General features: G+C 46.9%; 16 protein-coding genes and 1 tRNA gene. 5 read left to right on the plus strand and 12 right to left on the minus strand.

All coding sequences use genetic code 11. The features are described 5' to 3' along the window. Positions 1-199 precede the first annotated feature (199 nt). The 4 genes from WJM45_RS00950 to WJM45_RS00965 all read right to left on the minus strand — a co-directional run bounded on the left by WJM45_RS00950 (position 200) and on the right by WJM45_RS00965 (position 5,057). Entirely contained in the window at positions 200-2,821 is a 2,622-nt protein-coding gene (locus WJM45_RS00950; RefSeq protein WP_341327139.1) for a glycosyltransferase, read from the minus strand. A gap of 102 nt (positions 2,822-2,923) precedes the next feature. Further along, a tRNA-Thr gene (locus WJM45_RS00955) sits at positions 2,924-2,999 on the minus strand. Between the two features lie 968 nt (positions 3,000-3,967). After that, positions 3,968-4,387 carry a hypothetical protein gene (locus tag WJM45_RS00960; RefSeq protein WP_341327140.1) on the minus strand — a complete coding sequence of 140 codons (420 nt, stop codon included), beginning with the start codon at positions 4,385-4,387 and terminating at the stop codon, positions 3,968-3,970. A 1-nt stretch (position 4,388) separates the two neighbouring features. Further along, on the minus strand, positions 4,389-5,057 hold the full coding sequence (locus tag WJM45_RS00965) for a hypothetical protein (RefSeq protein ID WP_341327141.1): 669 nt from the start codon (positions 5,055-5,057) through the stop codon (positions 4,389-4,391). A gap of 467 nt (positions 5,058-5,524) precedes the next feature. Between WJM45_RS00965 and WJM45_RS00970 the strand changes: the two genes are divergently transcribed. The 3 genes from WJM45_RS00970 to WJM45_RS00980 all read left to right on the plus strand — a co-directional run bounded on the left by WJM45_RS00970 (position 5,525) and on the right by WJM45_RS00980 (position 9,105). Then, entirely contained in the window at positions 5,525-7,504 is a 1,980-nt protein-coding gene (locus tag WJM45_RS00970; protein ID WP_341327142.1) for a DUF1566 domain-containing protein, read from the plus strand. Positions 7,505-7,891: 387 nt separating this feature from the next. Continuing rightward, the gene (locus tag WJM45_RS00975; protein ID WP_341327143.1) at positions 7,892-8,449 is read left to right on the plus strand and encodes a DUF1566 domain-containing protein; all 558 of its coding nucleotides are present in this window, start codon (positions 7,892-7,894) and stop codon (positions 8,447-8,449) included. Positions 8,450-8,961: 512 nt separating this feature from the next. Next, entirely contained in the window at positions 8,962-9,105 is a 144-nt protein-coding gene (locus WJM45_RS00980; protein WP_341327144.1) for a hypothetical protein, read from the plus strand. A gap of 51 nt (positions 9,106-9,156) precedes the next feature. On the opposite strand, the gene WJM45_RS00985 is transcribed toward WJM45_RS00980, so the two are convergent. From WJM45_RS00985 to WJM45_RS01010, 6 genes are all read right to left on the minus strand, one after another. After that, positions 9,157-9,465: a type II toxin-antitoxin system RelE/ParE family toxin gene (locus WJM45_RS00985; protein ID WP_341327145.1), complete on the minus strand. Its 309-nt coding sequence runs from the start codon at positions 9,463-9,465 to the stop codon at positions 9,157-9,159. A gap of 4 nt (positions 9,466-9,469) precedes the next feature. After that, the gene (locus tag WJM45_RS00990; protein ID WP_341327146.1) at positions 9,470-9,709 is read right to left on the minus strand and encodes an antitoxin; all 240 of its coding nucleotides are present in this window, start codon (positions 9,707-9,709) and stop codon (positions 9,470-9,472) included. Positions 9,710-9,845: 136 nt separating this feature from the next. Next, entirely contained in the window at positions 9,846-9,974 is a 129-nt protein-coding gene (locus tag WJM45_RS00995) for a helix-turn-helix domain-containing protein (protein WP_341327147.1), read from the minus strand. Positions 9,975-10,250: 276 nt separating this feature from the next. Beyond that, on the minus strand, positions 10,251-13,169 hold the full coding sequence (locus WJM45_RS01000) for a UvrD-helicase domain-containing protein (protein WP_341327148.1): 2,919 nt from the start codon (positions 13,167-13,169) through the stop codon (positions 10,251-10,253). Between the two features lie 30 nt (positions 13,170-13,199). Next, positions 13,200-13,442 carry a DUF6868 family protein gene (locus WJM45_RS01005; RefSeq protein ID WP_341327149.1) on the minus strand — a complete coding sequence of 81 codons (243 nt, stop codon included), beginning with the start codon at positions 13,440-13,442 and terminating at the stop codon, positions 13,200-13,202. A 152-nt stretch (positions 13,443-13,594) separates the two neighbouring features. After that, entirely contained in the window at positions 13,595-14,107 is a 513-nt protein-coding gene (locus tag WJM45_RS01010; protein WP_341327150.1) for a hypothetical protein, read from the minus strand. A gap of 740 nt (positions 14,108-14,847) precedes the next feature. Between WJM45_RS01010 and WJM45_RS01015 the strand changes: the two genes are divergently transcribed. After that, positions 14,848-15,654 (plus strand): alpha/beta fold hydrolase, encoded by an 807-nt coding sequence (locus tag WJM45_RS01015; protein WP_341327151.1) that lies wholly within the window; start codon positions 14,848-14,850, stop codon positions 15,652-15,654. Positions 15,655-15,830: 176 nt separating this feature from the next. Here WJM45_RS01015 and WJM45_RS01020 read toward each other — a convergent pair whose 3' ends face one another. After that, positions 15,831-16,547, minus strand: a complete 717-nt coding sequence (locus WJM45_RS01020) for a retropepsin-like aspartic protease (protein WP_341327152.1) — start codon at positions 16,545-16,547, stop codon at positions 15,831-15,833. A gap of 218 nt (positions 16,548-16,765) precedes the next feature. Between WJM45_RS01020 and WJM45_RS01025 the strand changes: the two genes are divergently transcribed. Continuing rightward, positions 16,766-18,934, plus strand: a complete 2,169-nt coding sequence (locus WJM45_RS01025) for a sodium-translocating pyrophosphatase (RefSeq protein ID WP_341327153.1) — start codon at positions 16,766-16,768, stop codon at positions 18,932-18,934. Positions 18,935-19,800: 866 nt separating this feature from the next. On the opposite strand, the gene WJM45_RS01030 is transcribed toward WJM45_RS01025, so the two are convergent. After that, entirely contained in the window at positions 19,801-20,013 is a 213-nt protein-coding gene (locus tag WJM45_RS01030; RefSeq protein ID WP_014146724.1) for a formate dehydrogenase subunit delta, read from the minus strand. Positions 20,014-20,017: the final 4 nt, after the last annotated feature.

Genomic DNA, 20,017 nt, shown 5'->3' on the forward strand with positions numbered 1-20,017 from the left:
CTTCCGCTGCCTCTTTCAATCCGTGCCGGAATTTAGAGTTAGCGGAGAGCGTTACTTTGAAAGTTCGTAGATTTGGACTCTTTATCTAGTTTTTCAATATGCTACAAAATGCCGGCACCCTCCGACACTCCTCTCACTTTCATTTGCCGGGGCGATGGCCAGACCATAATGATCGTTAGGTTGAAACTTCGTAGAATCTTTACAACAACTCCTTATCTTGCGGGCTCTCGATGGCTTGTGTTTCCGATCCGGGATAATAATTGGGTGCGATACTGAATAACAAGGTCATAAGTGTCGCTATATAGGGCACCGTTTGCACCGAGAGTACGGCAACCCAGAGCCGTCCGCTCAAATTGTCGAAGTGATCGATTGATGACATCGCATAAATCGCTAAACCGAGTAATGATAGCAATAAGAGCTCTTGCCAGATCGTCGCGAGACCCGCGATGAAAGGGCCTTGTTTTTCGAGTTTCGGCGTGCGCATGAACGGTTTGCCGGAGGTGAATAAGCCCTGAAGCGTGCCTTTAGCGACGGTATGCGTCAGGGATAAGCCGGACAATGCGGCTCCGAGCGATTGTAGAGTTGAACAGTTAACGCGTGCCTTGTACAACCATAACGTACGGAAAATTTTAAAGCAGAATAAGCCGATGGTCGGCAACAGCAATGCATTGACCGGTAATTCGCTTCGTAGTGGGTCGGCGACCAGCAATGTCGTCATGATCAAGCTGGCAATCGTCAAAAGCATCGCCAACGCATCGGAAAACCAAGGCAACCAACCGGCGATGAAATAATAGCGTTGCGCGGTGGTCAGTGTGGATTGTTTGCCGGGCAAAAATTGCCGCCAATGATGTTTGATGATTTGCATCGCTCCGTACACCCAGCGGAATCGCTGTGTCATGTAACCCGAAAACGTATCCGGCATGAGCCCCTGCCCGAACGAGTCCTTGCAATAGACCGAATCGTACCCGGCTTCGTAAAGGCGTAAGCCTAATTCGCTGTCCTCGCAAATGCACCATTCTCCCCAGCGGCCTACTTGGAGCAACGCGGATTTGCGGATCATCGTCATGGTGCCGTGCTGAATGATCGCGTTGTACTCGTTACGTTGTACCATGCCGATATTGAAAAAACCGGCATATTCCCAATAACACATCGATTTGAATGTACTGAGACCGTGATCACGATAATCTTGTGGCGACTGCACGAAACCGACTTTGTCGTCCGCGAAATAAGGCACCATCGATTTCAACCAATTGGGCGAAATGATGTAATCGCTATCGATCACGGCGACAATCTCGGCATCGGGTGCGGTGTGTTCCAGTCCGAAGTTGATCGCGCCTGCCTTGAAGCCGGGCCAGTTTTCCAGGTGGAAAAATCTGAATACATCGCCAAGCCGTTCGCAATCTTTTTGTACCGGTTCCCAAACGGCCGGGTCTTTGGTGTTGTTGTCGAGCACCAATACCTCAAGATTCGGATAATCGACGCGTGCCAATGCCTCAAGCGTTTCACGTACCATTTCCGGCGGTTCGTTATGAATCGGCAGGTGCACCGACACTTTAGGAAATGTGAAGCCGGCCGGCGTTTGTAGCGGTTTAAACGTGCGCTTTCCTTTGCGGTGCCACAAGACCTCGGCGATTTCCATACTTTCGGTCAGTAGTATGACGACGGCCATTGCTTGCATTAGCAACAGCAGTGTCCAGAATACCAACGAGATGCCGGTTTGGTATTGTTGGGCCGCTACTGCCGCGGACCATAGAATGACCGAGGCGGCCAAATTTGCGACGATGCCGAAGAAAATCTTGCCGGGCAACTTCAATCTTCGGTGGCGGCTGAATAGAAACAAAGCCATCAAAAAGATGCTTAAAACAGCGGCGCCGGTCGCCCAGGCTTGCCAATCCGGCATCGGCGTGACATCGCCTTTCATCGGAAATTTTAATTCTCGATCGGCGTTGAATATTCCCCAATAGGCCCCGGCCGAGCCTTCAAGTTCCACTTTCCAGGGTTGGTCGAAGGCTTCAATGATGTAGTAGGTGATTTTTTGCTCGGTCGCGCGGTTGAGAAATTGTCTTAAAAACTGGGCTTGATTCGCCAGCGATGCGGTGGCGTTTTTAAAAGGTTGTCCGTCGGAAGGCCAGCCGACTTCGGTTATGATAATAGGTTTATTCGGAAATGCTTCGCGCATCGCATTGAAGCGGTAGAACACGTAATCGACAGCTGCATCGATCGACAAGCCTTCCCAGTACGGCAATATATGCAGAGCGATGAAATCGACTTCTTCGGCCAGTTCGGGATGCGCCAACCACATGTCCCACGTTTCCGATGTGCTGACCGGACGCCAAGTGCGTGCTTTCACTTCGCGGATATAAGCGATCAATTGATCGGGTGCGATATCTTTACGCAACAACACCTCATTACCGACCAATAAGCGTACGATTGTCGGCGAATTTTGGTTGCTGAGCTCGATCAAGCTTTCAATTTCGCGCCGGTTTTTGTCGAGATCGGCGTCGATCCATGCGCCCATTGTTACGTTCAGGTCGTATTTTTCCGCCAGTTCGGGAACGAATTCCAACCCTTCCAGAGCGCTATAGGTTCTTACCGCATGAACTTTGCCGGCAAACAGCTTTAGGTCGTCCTCGATTTGATCTTGGGTAGGAGGGCTGCTGTTCCCGGGGTCGAAATCCCTCCGCATCGAGCTGTAAGTTATCCCTTTCATGACTTTATCCCAAGATTGCATCTTGAGTGGATAATTCAGATAGTTCCAGATGCTTAAATTGACCCAAACCAATAAAGGTAAAATCAATAAAGTGAGGATTTTAGTTTTCATTCAGTGATAAGCTCCGGGACAAGCAAGAATTGGAAAGTATTGGATGGATACATCGGAATAAAAAAAGGGCCCGGTCAAAGACGACCAAACCCTTTTTTTAATTGGAGCCAATGGCGGGATTCGAACCCGCGACCTACTGATTACGAATCAGTTGCTCTACCAACTGAGCTACATCGGCGATTTCGCGGCGGATTTTAATCAATTTCATGATCTTCTGGCAAGGAACTGAATTTATTTAAAAAATATTCGGTTACATCGACTGAGCATTTGCTTGGAATGCAAACAGATCTTTGAACCTAAAAAGAGCAGTTGAAAGCTTCAAACTACCGTTCGCCCTGAGCCCTGTCGAAGGGTGAACGGTAGTTTGAGGCTTCACCAATCAGACCGTTCATGCTTCGACTTGGCTCAGCACGAACGGTCTACAACACTTATCAACTGCTCTTTTTAGGTTGAAACTAACGGATAAAATTTTCGGCATTGTCGCAGTCATCGAATGCAGATAAGACCTTATCGAGAACCCATTGTTCAGATTTGAAATGCTTCTATCTGATCGAAAAGACGTCTAATAAGGGCCTCGACAGACATACTTCGCACCTAGGCTGCCGAAATTAACCGATTTTCAGGTCAGAAAAAATGACATATACCGAGGTGTGCATCGCGCACCTTTCCACTGTGCCGAATCGACGAGATAAAAAAGGGGTCAGGATGAAGTTATAATTCAACCTGACCCCTTTTTTACCTTTTTTACGCTAATAGCTTTACGCCGTGTCGCGATGCCTTGTATTTTGCCTCCTCCAACGCTATTCGCGCAGACTCCGGCAAAACACCCGGAGCTACGGCTATCGGGGTCTAAAAATCTTCACTTCGCTAACGCTCCGTTTCCACGATTTTCAGCGTTGGCTTAAGGTATTATTTTGGCTTATTGACCACGACAAGCTAATGGGTGATCCCAGGGCAAACGCATTAAAATAAATGCCATATCAATATGTTATGACTATTCAACCTAAGCTTGCAGAATATTTTATTTGTTAGTTTTTTATTTTGTGGAAATAAAGGCTGCCGCTATGAAAATACTACGCATCATAACCATTTATTTTATATGTAGTTTTAATGCGTTTACCCTGGTGATCCTGATATCCCTTTTGATTACTTGCCAAACATGCTTGAGATTATTTTGTTGATTACCACGCCCTCATTTTCTCTTGCCAGGGATGTTTGATAAGAGCTACCGGTCCCCAGCAAGACATTTGTTTCAGGATCACGAAGGTCGATACGCATGTGAATGAGGTAATTTGACATATCCCACTGCCACCTGTCATCGTAGGTAATCAAAATATCAGCGTTAACTGGTCGTTCGCTTTTGTAGCCTGACGAAACGTCATATCCTTTATCCTTCAACTCTGAGGCGATGATTTTCTCTAATTGACGTCTATCTTTACCATGATTTTCTACATAATATTTTAGAGAAAGATTGTTATATTCCGATGCGATAGGATCAACTTTTAAAGCTGTTGAACAAGATGCAATGGATAGTAATGCAAAGGCTATAAAAATAAAACGGAACACGTCATTCTCCTTGAAAATAGTCACTGACACTTTGTGAACTCAAAATTTCATTCGCGGCTTGTTGCAATGCCATCTCACAGGCGGTTTTAAAATTCCAGTTTGTGGCGCTCGTCTGGTAACCGTAAAATTTGCCGTCACCTAACTTTTGGTTATAGTCAATGACACAATGAATCCTCGCTGTGGGCTGTAAAGAAACTCTGCCTACCTGAACTTCAATCACCAAGTCAGAATCAGTAACAACCGAATAGCCTTTATCTTTTAATGCCGACTCTATTTTATCAGCAAGTACTTTTGTAAATTCGTCTTCATTAACAATAATACTGGCACCATGCAAAGGCTGCTCTCTTTTTTTTGTGCCGATGAGATGGGCTTTAACTGCAATGGGTTTAGAAATTTTAATATATGGAGCTACAACCTCATCCATATCAAAATCACTGGGTTCTAGATACGTTGTGCAAGATGTGCAGAAAACCATGATGCACAATATAGTGATTGGTAGTGTTAAATTTTTCATCTTTGTTGTTAATACTAAAGTTTTGGAAAAAAGGATCATCAAGCGCGCCAAGATTTTTCGCGAAAGCTGAAATGGGGTCCGTCCGATTTCAGCAGCGAAAAATGACTTGGCGATTATTGCCTTCGGCGGCCCCGATTCGCCCTGCGTCCGTGCCACTACGCCACATCATCGTATACTCGATGCGGCTCCGTAGCACTCCCACAAATGGCTTTACGCCGTGTCGCGATGCCTTGTATTTTGCCTCCGCCTACGCTATTCGCGCAGACTCCGGCAAAACACCCGGCGCTACGGCTATCGGGGACTAAAAATCTTCACTTCGCTAACGCTCCGTTTCCACGATTTTCAGCGACGGAAAAAGGAGGTGTTGCATTTCTCATTTTGCTATTTTTAGCGTGCAGATCTTTGGAGTATAGCTCACACCAAAATAATGATCGAATATACATTGCTAGGTCGCGAATCAAAAAAAGGTCGATCACCGGATTAGTCTATTGATTGCCAACTCGACAATTGAATTCCGATGGGATACTCTAGGTTCGCCCCTGATTACAGCGCAAGCTATAAAGCCCCGCTTTCAATGCTCGTTGATAGGCTTTAAATACAACGTCATGTGTAAGGAATTATTGATGACTGCATTAGAAAAATCACAACAACAGGCCGGAAACCGAGGCAGCGACTCCTATTTTAGATACAGCCCCCAGTCACAGTTATTGATTAACTTATTGCTTGCCTTTATCACACTGGCACTGCCATTTACTGTTGAAGCCGCCAGGCCCAAGGTTAGAATCGACAAGATTGCACCAGTTGATGAAGGCACGGTTGTCACTTTGAATGGTAGCAATACCTTTGATGTTGATGGTAAAGAATTGACATATATGTGGCGACAAGTTCAAGGCCCGGATGTCGTCATCAATAATCCCAATGCTCCTATCGCCACATTTACTGCGCCGACTATTGAAAAAACCAACAGTCGTACCAAACCGGTTAGTTTACGCTTTGAATTGGAAGCCGATAATGGAAATGACAAACAAGCAACTGCGAGTAGACGCGTACCAGTCAGGGTTCTACCGGTCAATAATCCGCCTATCGCGAATGCCGGACCAAACCGGTCGGTAACTTGGGAAGCGGCTTCATCAGGAATTGATCTCGATGCCTCCGCCAGTACCGATGACGGGCAAATCATTCAATACCGCTGGAAGCTCCTGACTAGAAATAACCAATTGCCGAGAGGCGCAAAAGTCAGCTTGTCAAACCCCAGGGCCGAGCGTGCTGCATTTATATTTACCAGTCCCGAGCAAAATACTCCGGTAACATTGGATTTTGAACTGTTCGTTAGGGATAACGATAGATCCGTAGATAGCGCTACAGTTTCCATAACTGTAACCGAAAACATCACTCCACCTATCGCTAATGCAGGAAGCGATAAAATCGTGATAGCGGGATCACCAGTGACCCTGAGCGGCGAGGCAAGTACAGGTAATCGTAACAGCTATACCTGGGAACAAATTTCTGGACCGCCCGTTACAATATCTAGTCCAAATAGTGCAACAACCGGATTTACCACGCCGACGGTTACCGAAACAACCGTTTTGGTATTCAAACTGATCACGGCAAATAGTGGAGGCTCTTCGGAAGACACAGTAAGCGTCACAGTGAATCCAGTGCCTATAATAACTGAAATTACACCTATCAGCGGTACCTTCGGTGAAACAGTGGAAATTAGCGTGACAGGAGTTCATTTGCCGTTAACCATGGTGCTGGGCATTGATGGTCAAAATCAACCGTGTAGTATAGTCCAGCGCTCGTCGACACAGGCTGAGTTCGATTGTTGGCTAGATACAGTTGGAATATGGGATTTACTGATTCAAAGCAACTCAACCATAAATGGCGGCGTACCGATTATAACCGGCGTTACTCATTTTACGGTTAACAATATCAAACAACTCAACGACACCGGAATCACCAGGTGTTCGAATGCGAATTCCCCCACCAATCTTATCTGTCCCGTCACTGGATTTCCTGGGCAGGATGCCGAGTTCGGTCGCGATGCACAGGCCATGGCCGGGACGCTACAAAAAATCGGTGGCGGTGACGCCGGATTCGACTTTACCAAGCTGGATAATGACGGCAGGCCGTTGCCTGCCAGTGCAACAGAGTGGGATTGCGTTAAGGACAACGTTACTGGTTTGATCTGGGAGGTGAAAACCAAGAGTGGCTTGCGAAGCATGTATAACACTTACACTTGGTACGACGGTTTTTTTGGTTATCAAGGATCGAATAATAGCTGTATAGGATCGAGTTGCAATACTTATAGCTATGTGCAGGTTGTCAATGAACAAGGTTTATGCGGGGCTAACGATTGGCGCATGCCGGATGTGAATGAGTTGTTATGGTTTGCGAATAATGGTAGGGGCTTTCCTTCAGTCGATACTAGCTATTTCCCGAATACGCCGTCCAATGCGTATTTTTGGTCTTCGTCGCAGCATCCTTACCCGCCTAATGTTATTGATTGGGCGATGTACGTTCATTTTGTATATGGGGGGCTAGATGGAGCGACAACGAAGAATAATACAATGCATGTTCGTTTGGTGCGTGGTGTAAAGTGATTTTTAGTATTGCATAACATACCAGTATGGCATCAATAGCAAAGACGAATTACATAACATCGCGCAAAATTGTATCTGTTGATCAAAAGCAAACACCACTAAGATAGCTTGGGTTTATACCCATAAGCGCTACCTTAGTTCCCGCGTTATGATGTATTGCCCTATAACACATATCGGACAATCAAAGATACATGGATGTGGCGCTAAGTAATCCTATCCCTTGTAATTGGATTTCGATAACCCTTACCGAAGCTGCGTGTTTTTCTTAAATTGGCGTTACCCATCTATGAGAAGCTGGTATTGGAATATGTTTATTTTTTTAAGCAGTTATAATCTTAGCTGTTCTCGTAGCCCCAATCATCGATTAATTAACGCGAGGAATACTCCATGTCAATCAGTCCCTACTATCTAATATTTGATAAAACGATCATAGGTTTCCGGTTAATAGCCCTCATGTTCCTCATGTTAGGCTTGAGCACTCATGCGCTGGCGAATTGCAACGACGCGCGTAATCCCAGAACCACACCAAATCAAATGTTTATCATTCATGACGATGGTACAGTAACTCATAACGCAACCACTTTAATGTGGATGCGTTGTCTGCTGGGCCAAGTCTGGGACGGCAATGCTTGTAGCGGTTCTGCACAAATCTATATTTGGCAGGACGCACTCCAAGCGGCGAATGGTTATTCGTTTGCCGGTTATAACGACTGGCGGCTGCCAAATAAAAACGAATTAATCAGTATCGTCGAGCGGGCTTGTATCGGACCAGCTATCAATAGCACTGTGTTTCCGTATACATCAAATTTGTCTACTGTTTGGTCTTCATCCCAGCCGCCCGACCTTTCTAGCTACGCTTTTATCGTGGAATTTGATTCTGGTCATACTAAAATACCCTTTAAGACTAGCTACAGCCACGTTCGTTTGGTTCGCGGAGGATTGTGATTTTTGTTTTAGCGGGCTTCAATTGGCGGAAAAGTATAAAGACATTCAAATATCAGTAACTATACGAACATCGAAAAATGCTTTGTTTGCTATTAGTATCTTACGGCATGAACAAAGCCTTTAACCAAAACACCGGTGATGCTGCCTGGGTGGAGCGTTGTAAATTTCATATCTAACAAACACTCTCTTTCAAAAAGATTTATGAAAACAAAAATCCTAATATATCTCTGCTTATTGGGGGCATTTAAACAAACGACACCATAGTCCCATAGGTTTTTTCAACGCCACAGCTGGCATAGCTTTGAACCGATTTAGAGCTTCCCAATTTTAGTCTAATTCCCAGTCCGGATTTCAATATCGGTGGCACCAATATCATTCTTAAATAACTGGGGTCAGGTACGAGTTAAATGATACTGAATTGACCTGTGTTTAATTTGTACCTGACCCCAGTTATTCCGCAGTTACCGGGCACGGGCACATTAACAACAAACCTTTAAACGTGGAGAGCCGCTATGCAAAGCAAAATTCACATCCAGGATCAGGTCAGAAACCAGGTAGCCGAGATTATGGACGATCGCCGGTCGGATTGCGTGATTGCTTGGGGTATGAAGGTGTTGGTGGTATCGGCGATTATGCTGGTGGGGGTGGTTTGGTGAGTTTTATGCTGGAGCCGAGTGGGGCACAAACAGGCCTCTTCAGAAAGACGCTCAGTTAAGCCGATTTGCGATTCGGCTTAACAGATCCATTCTTTCATGCAAGACCGCGATAATCCGGGGCGGTTTGCTTTCCGGATGAACATAAAAAATGTAGTGATGCTCACAGCGGCTTACTTGAATTTGCGGAAAGCGCTCTGAGAGGGGACGGGAATGGACGGCTCTTTCAGCGATTGCGCAGAATTTCTTTTGCAACGCATTTTTATAGCGAAGGGCTTGCTTTTCGCCATGCCGCTCCACGGTATAACGAATAATGTCGCGGATATCGGATTCCGCCTGTAAGGTAAGCTCGTAAATCGGCATTCCTTTATCGTGTTTCCTGTAAAACTTCTTCGTAAATTTGATCGATCGTTTTATTCGAGAATACCCCGTTTTCTGCTTCCGCGAGACGAGGTTGCAAGAATGCCTCTAGTTGACGCAGCGCTTCGTTATCTTCATCCGGCAATACCCGTTCCAAGACATAATCCTTGATGCTCTGGCCATGCAAAGCGGCGACGGCTTTTAATCGTTGGTGTTGTTCGGGGGTGACTTCAATGGACAAACGCATGACCGTATCCTCAAAGTGATGGCTTCAAAGAAAACATCCTATCATCGAAAACAACATGAGTACAAATGTACATTTGTTGTTTTTTTCCCTCTCAAAAACGACCGTTTTTTGGGAGATCAGGAAAGGACCTGTATATTCAGGCCTTTTTATTGGCCGCTAAAATTCCATAAACACTGGCCTCACCAATGTTAAGCTGCCGGGCAATCTGCGTTTTGGTTACGCCATTGGCCGCGAGTTCAACGACTTCCCGCTGCTTCTCCAACATGATTTCCCGTTCGAACTGAGCGACACCGCCAAGACATCGCCTTCTCGGGTAAACTCCAAGGCAGCTTCTAGCTGAGCCCGAACGGGAACCGAGGAGACTTGCTCCTGAAAGATTTTTTGGCACTGTGCCGCTTCAAGCCCGGCAATTTGTTCAGTCGTCGACGTTCTGGCGTAACCGAATCGCGGTGTCGGTTCGCGAACCTACTTCGGACTTCAATAGACTGAAGCTTATATGTAATCGGGTAGGCTTTTAAGCGGGTTTTTCTCCCCTTTTTTTCTAAGAAGCGAGTAGTTTGGCGCCCGCCAGGTCGATAAATGGCTCGGTATGGTTACAGGAAAATTCAGCGTTCTTGCGGAAATGCGAGCAGCCCCAAAATTGTCCGTATGGGCCTTTACGCAAGCTGAGCTTGCCGCCGCACTTAGGACAAATCGGCTCGACATGATCGCAGCGCTGGTTTTCGCAGATCCGAAACCGGCCTTCTTGGCGTAAACCGCCGCCGCATTCGGGGCAGGCCGGTTCGGTATGCGTGCATAGCGGATATTGGTTGCATCCGAAAAAGCTGCCATGCCGGCTATCTTTCGGCACTAGGTAACCGGTTTCGCATGCGCGGCAGGGAATATCGGCCACTTTCTCTTGAAAACCCTCGCCGGTAAATTCGTCAATGCGAATTTCATAGCGTTGATCAATCAGTTCGCGGATAAAATCGGACGCCTTATCGGCATTGCTGACCAGATAGACATGATGCCGGGCGCGGGTCAGCGCGACATAAAACAAACGTCTTTCCTCGGCATGATCGAATGCTTCGGCTTTCGGCAGTAAGAGCTCCACTAACGGATGGGTCTTTTTTTCCGACGGAAAACCGTTTTTGCCTTTTTCCAACCCAAGTACGATCACATAATCGGCTTCCTTGCCTTTCGATGCGTGTACCGTCATGAATTGAATGGCAAGTTTGGGATACTGCCTCTTAAAGCTCGACAAATCCGGTTTTCTAAAATTGAACCGGGCTAAGATCAACACACTGGCATGCGCCGCGGTCTTGGCATTAATTGCCGATAATGCCGCATTCAGGCCGACCGGATCGAGCCGGGCTCGGATGAGCGAGACGGCCGCTTGTTCGATGACGGCATGGCTTTCGATTCGCTTGGCGATTTGCGTTGGGTTTTGCATGACAAAACGGGACGCCACCGCACCGATTTGATTATTGAAACGAAAGGTTTGATCCAGAATGCTCAAGGCCGTATCGCCGAAATGTTCCTCGAATTCCTGGGTGATCGTGACATCGCTGCCGGTAAAACGGTAAATCGATTGCCAGTCGTCGCCGACGCAAAACAGGCTGTGGTTCTGGTTATGAGTTAGCAAAGCCTTGATCAGTCGGGCGCGGCTGGCCGATATGTCTTGGAATTCATCGACCAGAATATGCGTGTACGGCGACCGGAAGCGTCCGGCTTCGACATAGTCGATCGCACGACCGATCATATCTTCGAAGTCAATCGTATCGGTGTCGCGCAAATACTGTTGATAGGCTTCGTAAATAGGCTCAAACAAAAAAGCCGCCGCGTGCATGCGTTCATGATCTTCATGTTGCTTAGTCAGCGCGACCAGGCTTTTGATATTCAAATAGGCGGCTTTAAACAGCGCCAGCATCTGAGCCAACAATTGACCCAGTTGCGAAATATGGCCGAATTGATGCAATTGCTGAAGCAGTTCATTGTTGGGCAGCGGGTCGAAAACCACACCCGCTTGTTTCAGTTGCAGTTCCAGCGATTGCGTCAAAATACCTTGTTGCTTCTGATAGCTGTAGGTTTCGATCAGGGTGGTCCGATGTTTTCGATGCAAGGCCCGTTTCCATGCCATTGCCTCTAAATAGCTTTGCCGGTCGATAAACGGCGGCGTTTGCTGATGTTCGTTGATGGCGAAATGTTCGATATAAATACCGTAATCGGGCAAGTAAAAATTGGGCTGATAAACGCGATAATCCGGTCCCGAGGTGTTGATCCGATAATTCGCCTCATAGCGGTAAACAATGCGCTGCCGATAGAGAAAGTTGGCGATTTCGCATTCTTCGTAGCTTTTGACCAATTCGCCCTGTATCGTGCGGATGTCGTTTTCGAGAATGTAACGGTTATATTCGCCGAGACTTCTGAACTTGAAGGCGCTTCGATAGGGATGGCTGAAGTGCAAGAAATAAGTCACCAATCGAGACTTGTACTGATCGTCTTGCAGTAATCGTTGGATTTGTTCGTCGACAAACCGGGTGCGAAGATGCTCGTCCTCGGCCATTTTGTCGATGGTCGGCGCAACGCCTTCAACCTGGGCGATGATATGTTTGCCGAGGCTGTGAAAGGTTTTTACGGTCAGCGTATCGATGCGAAGTTTGGCTTGTATTCGCTGTTCCATTTCCTCGGCCGCTTTGCGGGCAAAGGCCAACATCAGGATTTGTTCCGGCTTTGCTAGTCCTGCGTTGATTAAATATCCGGCACGCCCGATCATTGTACTGGTTTTGCCGGTGCCTGCGCCGGCCAATATTAGATTGTGCTGTTCGTCGATCACGCAGGCGCGGCGCTGATTGGCTGTTAACGGATTGCTCTCCACTCCGTCAAAAAAGGGTTTGAAGGTCTCGATTTGGCGTTCGACATAGGTTTCATTCAAACGCTCGACCGCATCATATCCATGGTTTAACAAAGGCCGTATGAATTGCAAGGCTTGTGCCGCATCAGGCGGCAAAAAACGTTGTATATTTTTACGCTGAATGCCTTTGACCAAGTCTCGATGCGTCTTCAGCCATTGCCGGACGGCAATTCGACGCACATAGCGATCTCCGGAAAACCATGAGCGCGCCTGTTGATAAGCGTTTTCTATTTCCGGAACCAGGCGTTGATAAAAATCGTGGAGATATTGGCGGTTGGCTTGCTGCAATTCGGTTTGCAAGCTTTTCGATCGTTTTTTAGCGATGCCGCCCATGCGCACGGTCTCGCTGTTCTCCAGATGAAATGCCAGTACATCCCAGAAGTAGCCTGTTTCCAAGACGATGCCGCTGCCGATCGCCAGATGAGCAATTCGGATATGTGTTTCGTCTTTATGCAAGATTATGCCATCTTCGGCTAAAGACAACTGGTCATGATTGGCATGCGAGGCGAATACTGAGGCCAAGCGGCCGATTCGGTAAAGGAATGATGTTTTCAACGAAGTATTCAAGGACAATCCTTTGCCTGTGCCTTCGTGCTCTTATGCGACGATATGCAAGGCAATATAAGGCACGAGATTAAACAGAATGATGCCGATTTTGTAAAGCGCCATGCCTGCGTAATGTATGGCGTCGAATTGTTCGACCGACAAGCGAAACCAACGCCCGTGCAATCGATACATCCATTCGTGAGCGGAGATAAAGAGCAGTCCCCACAAAAGCAGCACGCTGAAGTTGATTACTGAGCACCATAAAAGGATGTCTCGTATCAGTTCAATGTTCATGGGCGAGTCTCCTGTGATGGTTAAGGGGAAATAATAACAACTCGATAACTCTTTTTGCCGACATTCTTGCCAATCACCAAGCTATTTTTAGACTTTTTCGAACTCAGTAATAATCGAATAAAGCATGAGCGTGCCCGAATCTTGAGATGAAATTAAAGTTCCATAACGAGCATCGGAATACCGTAACTGGCAATAAAGTAGGAAATCGCTGAAATAACGCTTGGCGTTGCAGTGTACAGAAAGACTTGCCGGAAAATATAACTGATAACTGAAATATACCAAATGACTAAAAATACGCCGATCCCTATTGATATTTCTTCTTGATATTCAACATGTTTCATTACCATAACAACATCCAGCACTTCAGCGGCAATCGCCAAGGTGATGATAAAGTTTTCGCAGACAAAGATGGCAGTGAATACTTGTTTAAAATATTGCCATTTCTTCATCGTCAGCAAAAAAACAGTAATAAATGAAAAAGCCATTATGGTCCTCATCAATACTTCCAAAGTACCGCTGACAGGATCGGAAATAAGCCCCTCGACGATCATGCCGGAAACAAGATAGAACCCCAAATTCTTCGCTACAAACGATGGTCCGGGAATTAAATTTATAGGATTATTTCGGAACAAACAAAGCCAAAGATAATTGAGTAATAAGTTCATCGAGAGTTTATTGAGGTTAAAAAAAATAGGGCAGGCCAACTAAAAATAACCGATTTTTTTGTTTTTGACTTTCTGCTTTTGCTATTTGGTTAATTAAAGAAAGATCAAAAAGGCTCATTTTCCCACGGATTACAGTAAATGTAAGTATTCAATCCTCCTCTTTTTCATAGAGGGGAATGAATGCTTAGGATTTGGGCATAAATAACGCCCCTATTTTTGGAGGGTTCGGTAACTCGATTGGCAGGTGTCGGCGGCAGGGCAGATTTTTGCTCCTGCAAAATCTGCATTCACGCCATCCATGGCGTTTGCAGATTTTTGCTCCTCGGCAACTGCTGAGTTACAGGGATGTAATGAATGCAGAAAATGCAGGAGCATTTTTCTGCCCTGCATCGCCAAAGCGCCTATTGTTGGTGCTCTAATACACGCCATCCATGGCGTAATGCAAAATCTGCATTCATGCCATCTTTGGAAATTAGGCACAGCCTTCAAGTCAAGGATGTATTCACCCAGTACCTAAATAAGCCATGGTAGTGAATCATTGCCAATGACCTATAGAATTTAGGTGTTGTGTTCATGGCGTCTTGCCAGGCGAGTTGCCGAACCCCGACAAAGGTCATCACTCCAGGAAGTTATTTTTCGCGAAACCCTTACTTCCTTTCAGAAAACCGAAAATGTGGCCGCGCGAAGGATGTGATAAGTTATGAGCGCCAAAGGGTATTTTTTAACGATGCGACTTGAGTATGGTCATTAAACGAATGCTTTCGATATTGTTACCTTATTTGTTGTTTCTTCTAGCTTTATTTATATGGCAACGAAACCTGATTTATTTTCCCGGGAAGCAGACATTAGCAAGGCAGCAAGAGCTGGCTGAACGTCTAAATCTGGAACTTTGGCCGGCAAAGGAAAGTTATCTTGGCTTGATGTCAAAATCGACCATGAGAAGCAGTAAAGGAACGGTTATCGTTTTTCACGGTAATGCGGGAAGCGCGATCAATCGAGTTTATTACTTCAATGCATTGGAAAGGTTGGGGTACCGGGTTATTGTTGCGGAATATCCGGGTTACGGCGCAAGATCGGATTCACCATCGGAATCGGTATTGATCAGTGACGGCATTGCCATCGCAACAAAAGCGAGGGAAGATTTCGGCGAGCCAATTTTTCTTTGGGGCGAGTCGCTGGGCAGCGGTGTTGTCGGGGGAATCGTGCATTCCAGACAAGTCCCGATTAAAGGCATTGTACTGATGACGCCTTTCGATAGCATGGCTAACGTTGCGCAACACCATTATTGGTTGTTTCTGGCTAAATGGCTGATTCGCGACCGCTTCGATAATCTCAAGTTCTTGAATGACTATAGCGGCAATACGGCCATGGTGATTGCTGAAGACGACCAAATCATTCCGAATCGCTATAGCTTGAATTTATATGACTCGCTTCAATGTCATAAAAGGCTGTGGTTGTTTAAAAATGCAGATCACAACAGCTTGCCGCTGGCTTCGGAACTGCCATGGTGGCAGGAAGTGATGCACTTTATCGACGAACAAAATTAATCCTAAATTCGGCAGTACAACCATGAAGTACATGAAGTTCATAAAGTATTTCAGGAGATTACCTAAACATTCTCGCTAACCTTTTGGGTGAACGAAAGATCTATACAAACTCATAAGAAGTTATTGAATTAACTTCCTATTCTTCATGATCTTCATGGTGAAATGCTTTTTCTAGGTTAATAGGGTTTTAAAATGATTTGATTGCTCGCATCGTCGAACGTCATTTGGAAGCGTCCTAAAAAGCTCATACCCAGCAAGCCGCTCGATTGTAATTTATCGTCTGCAATGAAACTCACATCTACGTTATCGGCTTGAGCTTTGCCGATAACGACCGATTTAAGCTTGCCTTGCATAATTTCGACTCTGCCGTTCGCAGTTTCGCTGTATCCGGGTTGTAAGTTTCTGTCGGTAAAACCTAATGCGGATTGAAGCGAGGCGGGTAACACTAGAGTGGTTGCGCCGGTATCGATCAGCATATTGGCTTTCAGTTTAGTGCCGTAAGGTCCTGATAATTCGGCCTTTACCAAATGATGCGAACCGCTACGGGTGGTTTTTATGGCATAACTGGCGTCGGTCTTAGGCTTTTCAACAACTGCGGGAGGCGGCGTGTTGTCATAGCGCTTGATGCTGGTGATAATGACTTTTTCTATATCTCCTTGCTTGTTGGATAATTGAACAAAGTTATAATCACTTAGCAATCGTTTTAATTGTTGATCCGGTGTGCCGCTAAGACGAAGGGGAGGACCGTCTTGGACTAAGTGTAAATTCTTGATTGATATGCCCTGCGCATGAATGAGATGTTCGAGTTGGGTTTTAAGGCTATCGGCTTGTGCGATGCCGATCGTTAACATCAACGCTAACAGGGTGGCAATGATCGAGTTTTTTCCGGACATAGAGTGCCGCCAGTAAGGTGCTTAAAAAAGTTTGAGCCTAAAAGCCGCGTCCGGGTTTCACAAATAACCAATTTTAATAAGACAAGTGTTGACAGGCGCGGCAAAACAACGTTGGATTGTAAGGGTTCGTCTCAAAAAAATCATTAAGTCGCTTTTTATGCCCTATCAAAAAGCGTCGATGTCATAAACCATTAATAACTAAAATAAGGCAAACATCGATGAATACAGGACAGTTAATTACTTATTTCACCCCGGTTTTCGGGTTATTAGCGCTATTTTTTATTATTAAACGTTCGGCATGGGTTAATAAACAGGATGCCGGTAATGAACGAATGACACGGATCGCAGGCTTCATCGAAGATGGCGCCATGGCCTTTCTCAAGGCGGAATACCGGGTTTTATCTATTTTTGTCGTTCTAGTCGCTATTTTGTTGGGCTGGATGGGCTCTTTGTCTGACGATTCATCTTGGATGATTGCATTGTCATTCATATTAGGCGCGTTTTGTTCCGGATTTGCCGGTTTTTTAGGCATGCGTATTGCCACCAAAGCTAATGTCAGAACGACGCACGCGGCCAGAACGAATATCGGTAGCGCATTGCGGGTGGCCTTTGCCGGCGGTTCGGTGATGGGCATGTGCGTTGTCGGCCTCGGCGTGTTGGGGCTCAGTTTGTTGCTAATCGTGTTTTCTTCGTTGGGATGGGAAATGGGCCGCATTGTCACGGTGATTACCGGCTTTTCGTTCGGTGCGTCTTCGATTGCTTTGTTTGCCAGGGTCGGCGGTGGCATATACACCAAAGCGGCCGATGTCGGCGCGGACTTGGTCGGAAAGGTCGAGGCCGGCATTCCCGAGGATCATCCGCTGAATCCTGCGACGATCGCCGATAATGTCGGCGATAATGTCGGCGATGTTGCCGGAATGGGTGCCGATCTTTTCGAATCCTATGTCGGCTCGATTATCGGCACCATGGTGCTGGGCGCGGTATTGATCGGAACAGCCGGATTCGAGGCAGATAACGAATTCGGCGGATTAAATGCCGTTTTGTTGCCTTTGGTGCTAGCTGCTGTGGGTATCGTGACATCGATCATCGGGACATGGTTCGTGCGCATCAAAGAGGGCGGCAATCCGCAAAAAGCATTGAATCGCGGCGAACTGGTCTCGGCAGTATTCATGCTTTTGGCAACCTATGGCATCACTCAATGGATGTTGCCGGAATCCTGGCAAACCGGCTCGGGTGTTTTCACGTCGATGGGCGTGTTCATCGCGATTATTATCGGCTTGGCCTCAGGGTTGGCGATAGGCGCGATTACCGAATTTTATACCGGAACCGGAACTCGTCCGGTAAAAGGCATCGTCGAGCAATCGCTGACCGGGTCCGCAACCAATATTATTGCCGGGGTCGGAGTCGGCATGCAGTCGACCGCAGTGCCGATTATTATTATTGCCGCCGCTATTATAGGTGCTTATGAATTCGCCGGTTTATATGGCATCGCAATCGCGGCGGTGGGGATGTTGTCCAATACCGGTATTCAATTGGCAGTCGATGCTTATGGGCCCATCTCCGATAATGCCGGCGGTATCGCCGAAATGGCGGCCTTACCGAAAGACGTGCGGGAACGGACCGATAAGCTTGACGCCGTCGGTAATACCACCGCTGCAATCGGGAAGGGGTTTGCGATCGGTTCGGCCGCACTGACCGCGCTCGCATTGTTTGCCGCCTTCATGACCACAGCCAACATTTCCAGTATCGATATTTCCAAGCCGTATGTGATGGGCGGTTTATTTTTGGGCGGCATGCTGCCGTTTCTATTTTCATCGCTGGCGATGGCGGCTGTCGGAAGGGCTGCAATGGATATGATTCAAGAAGTGAGGCGACAATTTGCTTCTATCCCCGAGTTGAAGGCGGCGCTCGAAGTCATGCGTCACAACGAAGGGAAGGAATTGGATCAATGGAGCGAGGCCGATCAACTGGTTTTCAATAATGCGGACGGCAAAGCGGAATACAGTCAATGCGTCGCAATTTCAACACGGGCTTCACTCCGGGAAATGGTGTTTCCCGGGGTGCTGGCCGTCGTTTCTCCTGTTGCGGTCGGTTTTGGCGGTGGCGCTGAAATGTTAGGCGGTTTACTGGCCGGCGTTACGGTAAGCGGGGTGTTGATGGCGATTTTTCAATCCAATGCCGGCGGTGCTTGGGACAATGCCAAGAAAATGATCGAAGCCGGTGTGGAAATTCAAGGGCGTACCCATCATAAAGGTTCGGAGGCTCATAAAGCGGCGGTAGTCGGCGACACGGTCGGCGACCCGTTCAAAGATACTTCGGGGCCTTCGCTGAATATCCTGTTGAAATTAATGTCCGTGGTGGCATTGGTGATTGCGTCGATGTTGTGATGGGCCTAAGACGATTTCGGGCAAAAAATACAGGTCTACATGTTTTGTTGATGTCATAAAGACCGTTCGAGCCTCAATAGATTATGCTGTTACCCAAGCTTCAGCTCTCGCCGTTATACACAAGTATCGGTAAACTTCCTAAACAGAGGTCATCGTATACCTGGAAACGGTGCTGTTTGATAAATCTTGGGGTATTGAACATCAGTGGCTTCGAAATCGCGACGAAGGCGTCGCTCCCACATGGGGCCGGATGCTCTGTGGGAGCGATCCCCAGATCATCCCTCACCTAACGCTAGGTGAGGGAAAGTCGGGAACGTTGGGTGACAAAAAATGGTATCGAGGCCTCATTGGCTAAGATTGCAAAACGGTAATTTTTGACTGATGTATAACGATGAGAGCTCTAGCTTGGGTAATCTGTTCAGGAAGCTCTAGCTTCCCGATAATCAAGGAAGATAGAAGGAGTAAGTCGGGGTTGATTTAGAATGTGCGGAGGTTGTGTCGGTCTCAGGATGCTGGAGCTTCCGGAGGGGCTTTCCCAAGCTGGTGCCTTGGGAAATAGCGTGAAAATATTCCGTTCTAAGTATCTTGTTGATACCGTAAACGACCGTTCAGCTTACAACAGATCTTAGGCGAACGGTCTTTTATACCTATCGGAGATCAAAATTCGGCACCGGGGTGCCTGTCAAAGGACGCCGTGACCCCAGCACCTAAATTCCATAGGTCTTTGGCAATGATTCAAAATCATGGCTTATTTAGGTGCTGGGTGAATACGTCCATGTAGGCTTTGCCTGGCAACCCGGTGCCTTCTTAGGCACTGCCGAAATTTAAAGTGCGAAAGGTATACCAGGCTCAAGTGCCTTTTAGAGTTAGACTTCTAATTTCAGAACGGCCTGCTTGACCGGCTCGGCCAGACCGTTCCCGTCTTTGCGGCAATAATCGATGATTTCGCGGCGCATCCGGGGTTCCCAAGCGCGTAGTAGATGATTTTTGATGCTCTCGACGGCGGCTTCCTTATCAGGGTCCGCATTGAAGAATTCGCCGATCGCGTTGGCCATTTTGATGAGTTTTTCTATCTGCATTATT

The sequence above is a fragment of the Methylotuvimicrobium sp. KM2 genome (genome assembly GCF_038051925.1).
Lineage (GTDB): Bacteria > Pseudomonadota > Gammaproteobacteria > Methylococcales > Methylomonadaceae > Methylotuvimicrobium.